Annotated in this window: 8 protein-coding genes; all 8 read right to left on the bottom strand. The window is 34.6% G+C overall.

The features are described from left to right. Window positions 1-77: 77 nt before the first annotated feature. Window positions 78-734, bottom strand: a complete 657-nt coding sequence (gene phoU / locus D1606_RS17520) for a phosphate signaling complex protein PhoU (protein WP_119417305.1) — start codon at window positions 732-734, stop codon at window positions 78-80. A 12-nt stretch (window positions 735-746) separates the two neighbouring features. After that, entirely contained in the window at window positions 747-1,574 is an 828-nt protein-coding gene (gene pstB, locus D1606_RS17515; RefSeq protein ID WP_119417304.1) for a phosphate ABC transporter ATP-binding protein PstB, read from the bottom strand. A 16-nt stretch (window positions 1,575-1,590) separates the two neighbouring features. Next, window positions 1,591-2,469, bottom strand: a complete 879-nt coding sequence (pstA, locus tag D1606_RS17510) for a phosphate ABC transporter permease PstA (RefSeq protein WP_119417303.1) — start codon at window positions 2,467-2,469, stop codon at window positions 1,591-1,593. Continuing rightward, entirely contained in the window at window positions 2,469-3,416 is a 948-nt protein-coding gene (gene pstC, locus D1606_RS17505) for a phosphate ABC transporter permease subunit PstC (RefSeq protein ID WP_233548163.1), read from the bottom strand. The genes pstA and pstC overlap by 1 nt, the downstream gene beginning before the upstream one ends. Before the next feature lie 63 nt (window positions 3,417-3,479). After that, window positions 3,480-4,445, bottom strand: a complete 966-nt coding sequence (locus D1606_RS17500) for a PstS family phosphate ABC transporter substrate-binding protein (protein WP_119417302.1) — start codon at window positions 4,443-4,445, stop codon at window positions 3,480-3,482. Between the two features lie 685 nt (window positions 4,446-5,130). Next, complete coding sequence (locus D1606_RS17490; RefSeq protein ID WP_119417300.1) at window positions 5,131-7,320, bottom strand: peptidoglycan D,D-transpeptidase FtsI family protein; 2,190 nt, start codon at window positions 7,318-7,320, stop codon at window positions 5,131-5,133. A 281-nt stretch (window positions 7,321-7,601) separates the two neighbouring features. Further along, window positions 7,602-8,210 carry a superoxide dismutase gene (locus D1606_RS17485; RefSeq protein WP_119417299.1) on the bottom strand — a complete coding sequence of 203 codons (609 nt, stop codon included), beginning with the start codon at window positions 8,208-8,210 and terminating at the stop codon, window positions 7,602-7,604. A gap of 195 nt (window positions 8,211-8,405) precedes the next feature. After that, window positions 8,406-8,885: a DUF456 domain-containing protein gene (locus D1606_RS17480; RefSeq protein WP_119417306.1), complete on the bottom strand. Its 480-nt coding sequence runs from the start codon at window positions 8,883-8,885 to the stop codon at window positions 8,406-8,408. Between the last annotated feature and the right edge of the window lie 11 nt (window positions 8,886-8,896).

Below are 8,896 nucleotides of genomic sequence, written 5' to 3'. Positions count from 1 at the left end.
TTAAAATTAATTAATTAACGAATTACATTTAAAATGTATGATAAAAAAGAGTTTCCACTATTTACGGAAAACTCCTTTTATGAATTTAGAGCGAATCTTTTTCCTTGGACTATAAAGAATAAAGCTTCAGCTAAATTTGTGGCATGGTCGGCAGCTCTTTCAATATATTTGCATATTAGCGCCAATTGAATTGCATGGCCACTCGAGGATTCGTTAGTCATCATTTTTTCAATAGATGACATTGTTTCTCCATAACAATGATCAATCTGATCATCTCGCAAAGCGATTTCTTTTGCTTTTTCAACATCTTCTTTTACAAAAGCATCCAACATTTCTTTTAACATATTAACAGTCAATTTTCCCATTTCTCGTAATTGCTCTTCTGGATAAGGTTTGGGATTTTCACCTATACGAATTGTTTCTTTTCCAATACTTACGGCATAGTCACCTATTCTTTCCATATCTTGTGCAGCACGGATGAGAGCAACTAATCTTCGTAAGTCTGTGGCTACTGGTTGTTGTTTTGTGATTAAAAGAATAATTTCATCATGAAGATGTTCTTCTAAGCGATTGATAAAACGGTCTTGCTCAATAATAACGATTGCACCGTCCATATTTTTTGAAAATAATACATTCAGCGATTTCTCGAATGCCTGAATTGAACGTTCGCACAATTCAACAAGTAGATTTTGAACACGTTTTAAATCACTATCGAATTTTTCCCTTGGTGTCATGTTATTTCCTCCTTAGCCAAATCTTCCAGATATATAGTCTTCTGTACGTCGATCTGATGGTGTTGAGAATAATTTATTTGTATCATCAAATTCAATTACCTCACCATTTAAGAAGAATGCTGTTTTGTCAGAAATACGTGCAGCTTGTTGCATATTATGTGTCACAATTATAATAGAATAATTTTGTTTTAATTCTTGAACAAGTTCTTCTACTTTTAATGTTGATATAGGATCAAGTGCTGAAGTCGGTTCGTCCATTAAGATGACATCTGGTTCTATTGCCAAACATCTAGCAATACAAATACGTTGTTGTTGCCCTCCTGATAACCCATAAGCATTTTGATGTAAACGATCTTTTACATCATCCCAAATAGCCGCACCACGTAAACTATTTTCTACGATTTCATCTAAAATCTTTTTGTTTTTTATACCATGAATTCTTGGACCATAGGCAATATTATCGTAAATAGATTTTGGAAATGGATTTGGCTTTTGGAATACCATTCCTACTTTCGTTCTTAATTCTTCTACTTGATAATTTTTATCTAAAATATTTCGTTCGCGATAGATAATTTCACCAGTTGTACGAACAATTGGTACAAGTTCTACCATTCGATTCAACGTTTTAATATAAGTGGATTTTCCACAACCAGAAGGTCCAATAATAGCCGTTACATCATTTTCAATAATGTCAAGATTTATATCTTTTAAAGCTTGTTGCTCACCATACCAAAGATTCAAGTTTCTTGTTTGATAAACAGTTTTTTTCTTATCTGTTTGAAGTACCTTAAGATTATCAGTTGAATTTTGCTCTGCATCTTTCACTTGAATTTTTAACATTTTATATCCTCCAATTTTAATAACGTTTTTGGAACTTATTTCGGATGAAAATAGCAATTGAATTTAAAACAATTAAGAATATCAGTAAAACAAGAATCCCTGCTGCTGCGACATGTTGAAATTCTGGTTGTGGACGTTTTGCCCAATCAAATATTTGCATTGGTAAAGCAGTGAATTGGCTTAAAATTCCTTCTGGCAAAAAATGTACGATGACAGGAATACCAATTACAACTAAAGGAGCTGTTTCACCAACGGCCCTTGATAGTGCTAGAATACAGCCAGTTAAAATACCCGGTATCGCAAAAGGTAGTACAACTTTTAAAATAGTCTGCCACTTAGTTGCACCCATACCATATGATGCTTCACGCAATTCATTCGGCACAGCGCGAATTGCTTCTTGAGAAGAAACAATTATGACAGGTAATATCAATAAACTCATGGTCAATCCAGCAGCTAATACACTTTTTCCTAAAGCTAAACTTCGAACAAAAATGGTCAATCCAAGTAAACCAAATACAATAGAAGGAACTCCAGCTAAATTGGAGATATTCATACGTATAAAATCCGTCATTTTGTTTTTAGAAGCATATTCTTCAAGATAAAGAGCTGCACCTATACCAAGTAAAAGTGATACTGGAGCAACAACTGCCATTAGCCAAATCGACCCTATCAATGCTGCCTTAATCCCAGCTTTTTCGGCAAATCTAGATGAGAAATTTCCCAGGAAATCAGCATCTAAATATTCAGAACCTTGTGTAACCATCCGATAAATCAAAATTCCAAGCGTTGCTAAAGCGAACAATGTCGCTAATAGAAAGATCACTTTAAAAAGACCATTGAGGAATATTCGCCCTGACATTCTCTTGATGACTTCTTTTTGATTGATATAATTCATCAGTATTCCTCCTTAAAGCGTTTTGAGATAAAGTGTGCTAATAAATTCATCAGTAATGTGAAGATAAAAAGAGTAAAACCAACAGCATAGATTGAATAATAAATAGTAGTTCCATAACCAGCATCACCGCTTGATACTTGAACGATATATGCAGTCATAGTTTGAATAGAATCAGTAATATTCATGTCGAATTTTGGAGTCGATCCACCAGCTAGAGAAACGATCATTGTTTCACCGATTGCTCTAGAAACTGCAAGTACAATAGAAGAAAGAATCCCTGATATTGCCGCTGGTAGAATAACTTTTAATGTTACTTCTAATTTTGTAGAGCCCAGTGCCAAAGCACCTTCACGAATCGAGTTTGGAACGGAAGACATAGCATCCTCTGATAATGAAGCAATCATTGGTAATATCATGATTCCAATTACGATTCCTGGACTTATTGCATTAAAAATTTTCACTGATGGAATAACAGTTTGAATAATTGGTGTAACAAACGTCAATGCAAAGAATCCATATACAATAGTAGGAACGCCAGCCAAAACTTCTAAAATTGGCTTAATCGTTCTGCGTATTTTATCACTTGCATACTCACTTAGATAAATTGCTGCCGCTATCCCAAGTGGAACCGCTACAACTGCTGCGATCAATGTAACTTTTAATGTGCCAGCGATTAATGGCAAAACCCCATATGCTGGTGAATCTCCAGCAAAAGGTAGCCATTCTCTACCGATTAGGTAATCTATAATATTCACTCTTGTAAAAAACTCAAAGGTTTCAAAAATCAGTGTAAATACAATACCAATTGTCGTTAAGACGGATACTAATGCCGTCAAAAATAATATCTTCGGCATTATTTTTTCCATTAACTTTTTTGAACCTTTGCCTTTTGCTTGTTCGATTAGTTGTTGAACAGATTGCGAATCTTGTTGCTTAAAGCTAACCAATTGAAGTCCCCCTTCAAATGGAATGTGAGTAGCTATTTGCTACTCACTCCCTTTTAACTCTTATTATTTCAACGCTTCTAATGCAGATAAGTCTTTTTGATATATATCATCTGGAGTTTTTACGTAACCAACTGCTTCAGCCATTTCTCCAGCATTTTCAATTGTATATTTCATAAAATCATACATAACAGGGTTGTCTTTTATAGCACTGTTTTTCACATATACGTATAGTGAACGAGAAAGTGGTGTATACTCTCCAGATTCGATTGTGTCATGTGTTGGTTCAACCCCACCAATTTTAACAACTTTTAACTTATCTTTGTTTGCTAAGTAGTATGCATATCCAAAATAGCCAATAGCATTTTTATCTGACTCTACTCCTTTAACTAGGACATTATCATCCTCAGAAAGAGTAACTGATTTTACTAGTTGTTTTTCTTCTAAAATATCATTTACAAAATAGTCATAAGTACCTGAATCTGTACCAGGAGAATAGAATACGATTTTTTCATCTGGCCATTTAGGGTTAATATCTGACCATTTTTTATCTTTACCATCTTCTAACCAAATTTGTTTTAATTGATCGACAGTTAAATCTTCTACCCAGTTATTATCTTTGTTAACAACGATTGAAATTCCGTCGAATGCAATTTTCATTTCTGTATAATCAATACCTGCTTCTTTTAATTTCGCAGCTTCTTCGTCTTTAATTTCACGAGAGGCATTTGAAAAATCAGTTTCGCCTTTTATGAATTTTTCAAAACCGCCACCTGTTCCAGATACGCCTACTGATACTTGAACTTTTGGTTGTTCGTTTGCATATTCTTCTACGATTGCTTCCATAATTGGTGCTACTGTTGATGAACCATCACCTGAAATTTTACCTTCTAATTTTTGACTTGCATCTGCTTTTTGTTCTGTTGAACCGTTATTGCTTTTTGATGCTGAGTCATCGTTATTACCACATGCTCCTAAAAATAATGCAGATCCGATAACTGATGTCATCATTAAGTACTTCCAGTTTTTCATCTGTGTTTGCCTCCCAAAGGAATTTGTATTGTTTATTACAATACTTACTATAAAGGGAGTTTGTTGAGGGAATATAAATGGAATGTTAGGGATTATTATGGTTTTGTAAAGGGGATGTAAATTGATATAAATAAATTTAAAAAGCTATCGATTTATCTTTTACTTATATACTTTAGTTCTGATTACGCTTTCTGCGGGCACGGCTTCAGCCTTCTCCCTCGCTACGCTCAGTCCGGGTGCTTCAGCTCGTGCTGTTCCCGCTAGACATTGAATTAGCTTCCTCGAATTTACACCGCACGAAGAAAATGTGAATACATTTTCGAGGACTCGCTGCCTTCCACTCCAATCCACTCTTTTCTCTTCTCTAAAATACTTTTCCCAAAAATTTAAAACCAAGAAACCCATTCATAGCACAATATTGTGGTGCCGAAGGGAAATATGCTTCGGAAAATTAATCAATTTGTAGAGTCTACTTTTATCCTCGAAGAATGTGATTGACCCACAACCTTAAGCGAATACTAAAAATTCTGAGTGAAAAAAAGAGAGAGAAAAAGGCAAATTGCCGTCCAAATAAGACGACAATTTGCCTTTATTGTATTGAATTTCATTTACACAACTAAAAAAGGTAAGTTTCTCAGTTCCCTCAAATGGAATTCACTGTATTTTTATATTACTAAGCATCATTCTACTGTGCAGAATTATTACTAGCGTTTTTATTGTTTGCTCTTTCTATTTTTTGTCCTACGGTTTCTTCTTTATTATTCATTTCTTTCTTTTGTAAAGAGAAATACGTTTCAACAGCTTTACGTGCAATGATATTGTTGATAGCTGTATAACTTTGGCTTGTTGTCACCCATGGAACAACTACAGCATAGGCGATTTCCGGATTTTTGTATGGAGCAAATCCGATATGAGTAATTGTTAATGTTTGAGTGCCATATGCAGCCCTTTTAGGTCCGTAGTATACAACTTCAGCTGTACCTGTTTTACCTGCTGCGTCAAATTTTGCATCTCTAAAGTATGAAGCTGCTGAACCTTGGCTACCAAAATACACTAAATGCATCCCTTGCTTCACATGATCAATTTGAGACTGAGGATTGTTAATCGTATTTAATACGTTTGGTGTAAATTCTTTAACAATAGGTCCTAATTTTTTCCCATCTACTGAAGGTTCACGTACCTCTTTTGCTAAATGCGGTTGGATTCTCTTCCCACCATTTGCAACTGTCGATACATATTGAGCCAATTGTAGTGGTGTAAATGTATCATATTGTCCAATTACTAAATCGAGTAATTTACCTGAAATCGATTCTTCACCTTTAAATCCTGTAAATTCACCAGGTAAGTCAATACCTGTATCCACTCCTAAACCAAATTGAGCATATGAATTACGAATTTTTGTAAAATCATTTGGTTGTACTCTTAAACCACCGTTATACACATAATTAGCTCCAGCAATCTTCATCGCAACTTGGAACATATATGAGTTAGAAGAACGTTCAAGCGCTTGTAAATCTGATAAAGGAATTGCACCAGAACGGTTAAAGATAGAAGATTTTGCTTTTGTTCCAGCAATTTTAATCGGTTTATCGGTTAAGACTTCTCCTGGTGTAATGGCATTTAATGAATAACCAGTAAGTAATGTCGCTGGTTTTACTACTGACCCTACTTCATAAGCTGAAGTAAAAGTACCAATAGCATAATCGTTTATGACAGTTTTACCAGTTTCATCTGTATCTATTTTTTTGCCTACCATTGATAATATTTCCCCAGTATTTGGGTTCATCATGACAAGAAAGGCACGATCTAAAAGACTAGAAGCACCAGTTGCTTTTGCTGTAAGTAATTGCTCTTCAACTAGTTTTTCAAGTTTCTTTTGTAAATTACTATCAATTGTTAATACAAGGTCTTTCCCAGGTGAACCTGGAGATGTTGTTTTTGTTTCGACAACTTGGCCTTTTCCGTTAGTTTCGTTTTTGACAACTGCTTTTTGCCCTTGCAGTAATTCTTCATATTGAGCTTCAATATAACTTTTCCCAACTCGGTCATTTCGTGAGTAGCCACGAGCCAAATAATAATCGAGCTTATCCTTTGGAATCCCTTCAGATGGTGTAGTCGTAGAGCCAAGAATACTTAAATCTGAATTTTTTTGTCGGGCCCAATCTGTTGTTGTATTGACATTTGGTAACTCGTTTAAATGTTCGGATACGATAGCAAATTCCTTATCTGTTACTTTATCACTTTTAATAATTTGAGGTGATAAGTTATACCCTGCTACCATTTTGCTATAAATAGCTAAAACTTGTAAGTCTTCTTTCGTTAAACTTTTCAATTCTGCTTTTGTAATACGATCCCGTACTAATTTATCGAGTTCAGATTGTTTATCAGAAGTAGATAACTTATCGTTTTTATTAATAGCGCTTTGCTCTTTTTTTGAAACTTTTGCATAAGCTTCATCTTTATGAAGAGTAATCCAATAATCTTGCTTATCACGCAACGCTATTTTACTTGTATCCATTTTAATAAGTTTTGATAACTTTTTAGCTGTTGCTAACATTTCTTCGCTTGTCGTAGATTGCAATTTTGTATAGGTAATTGCATTTTTAGGTTTATTATCAACTAATACACGACCTTGTCGATCATATATTCGACCTCGTGGAACACTAGTGTTTACTGTGACTTCTTCCGTTTGTTCTAATTCTCTAACATAATCTTTTCCTTTTACAATTTGCATATATCCTAATCGTAATATTAAGGCTGAAAATAATAAGAAAATCGAGAAGAACAGTACGTTCATTCGAAAAGAAAGATTTGCACGCTGTTTTGCTTTGACATTGGATGCACGTTTGTTTATATTTTTGTTTTTTTTGCGCATGCTTTTAGCCCCCTTTCCACTCAATTCACAATTAGTAGTATATCATTTTTCTGTGAAAAAACATAAAACATTTTCGCTAAAAAATGAATAATTGCATGCCTTTCAAAGACATAGGGGAATTAATATTTTTCTTGCCTATGTAATTGTAAATTTTTAATATGATCAACAGTAAATAGTAGTAACGAAATACAGAAATATATGCCCATTTTAAACGAGCCCATAAAAATAAGCACGCATCTTACTGACGTGTAAGATACGTGCTTTGTTCCAAGAATAATGGATTATTTTGCAGCAGCGTAACGTTCTGCAACTTTGTCCCAGTTTACAACATTCCAGAATGCTGAAATGTAATCAGGACGACGGTTTTGATAGTTTAAGTAGTAAGCATGTTCCCAAACATCAAGACCAAGTAATGGAGTTTTACCTTCCATGATTGGTGAGTCTTGGTTTGGAGTAGATGAAATTTCTAATTCACCGTTAGCTAGTGATAGCCAAGCCCAGCCTGAGCCAAAACGAGTTTTAGCAGCTGCTGCGAATTGTTCTTTGAAAGCATCGAAGCTACCGAATTTTGCATCGATTGCTGCTGCAAGTTCACCAGTTGGTTTGCCACCTGCATTTGGAGCTAATGATTCCCAGAATAGTGAGTGGTTAGCATGGCCGCCACCGTTATTACGTACAGCTGTACGAACTGCTTCAGGAACAGCGTCTAAGTTAGCAATTACTTCTTCAACTGTTTTACCTTCAAATTCAGATTTTCCTTCTAGAGCAGCGTTTAGGCCAGCTACGTATGTAGCATGGTGTTTGTCGTGATGGATTTCCATTGTTTTTGCGTCGATATGTGGTTCTAATGCATCAAAAGCATAAGGTAAGTTTGGTAATTCAAATGCCATAATAAAATTCCTCCTTGAAATTAAGTAATTATTTACTACATCCATTAGGTTATCAAAATTTATATTTGCGTTCAAATATTATTAACTATATTTTTCAATTTCATCCTTTAGACTGAATTACTATGAAATTTATACAACTAGCCTATTACATAAAAAGATTGAATGTTTTACGCAAAGCCAGTTTTTAGAGCGAATTTACATAACGACCAAAAACAAAACAATCATCACTATTTGTACAATTCCCTTCGTTACTACGGATGTCAAAAAACCAACAAGCGATCCGACTCCTATCTTCAACGACAGTTTAAGAGAACTTTTTGAAAAAAGTAATTCGGCGATTACTGCTCCTATAAAAGGTCCTATTAAAATACCTGCAAACGGTATAACAAACGGTCCTATTAATAAACCAATTGTACTTCCCCAGATGCCTGCTTCTGAACCCCCAAACCTTTTTACACCAAACGCATTTGCAAGTGTATCTGCACCAAATAACAATATAGTAAAAAGAATTTCGCATACCCAGAACCACCAAGGGAATTCACTAAAGCCATGGAATAGTCCATGTATGATAAAGCCTAAAAAAATAAATAAAACAGATGGTATAACCGGATATATTAAACCAACAAACGCAATGATAAAACTTGTAATAACTAAAATCCATGAAAGAATATCCATTAACGCTCTCC

Source organism: Rummeliibacillus sp. POC4, from assembly GCF_003576525.1.
GTDB lineage: Bacteria > Bacillota > Bacilli > Bacillales_A > Planococcaceae > Rummeliibacillus.
The sequence above is the reverse complement of the archived record's forward strand: the minus strand, read 5'-3'. Positions and strand labels throughout refer to the sequence as shown.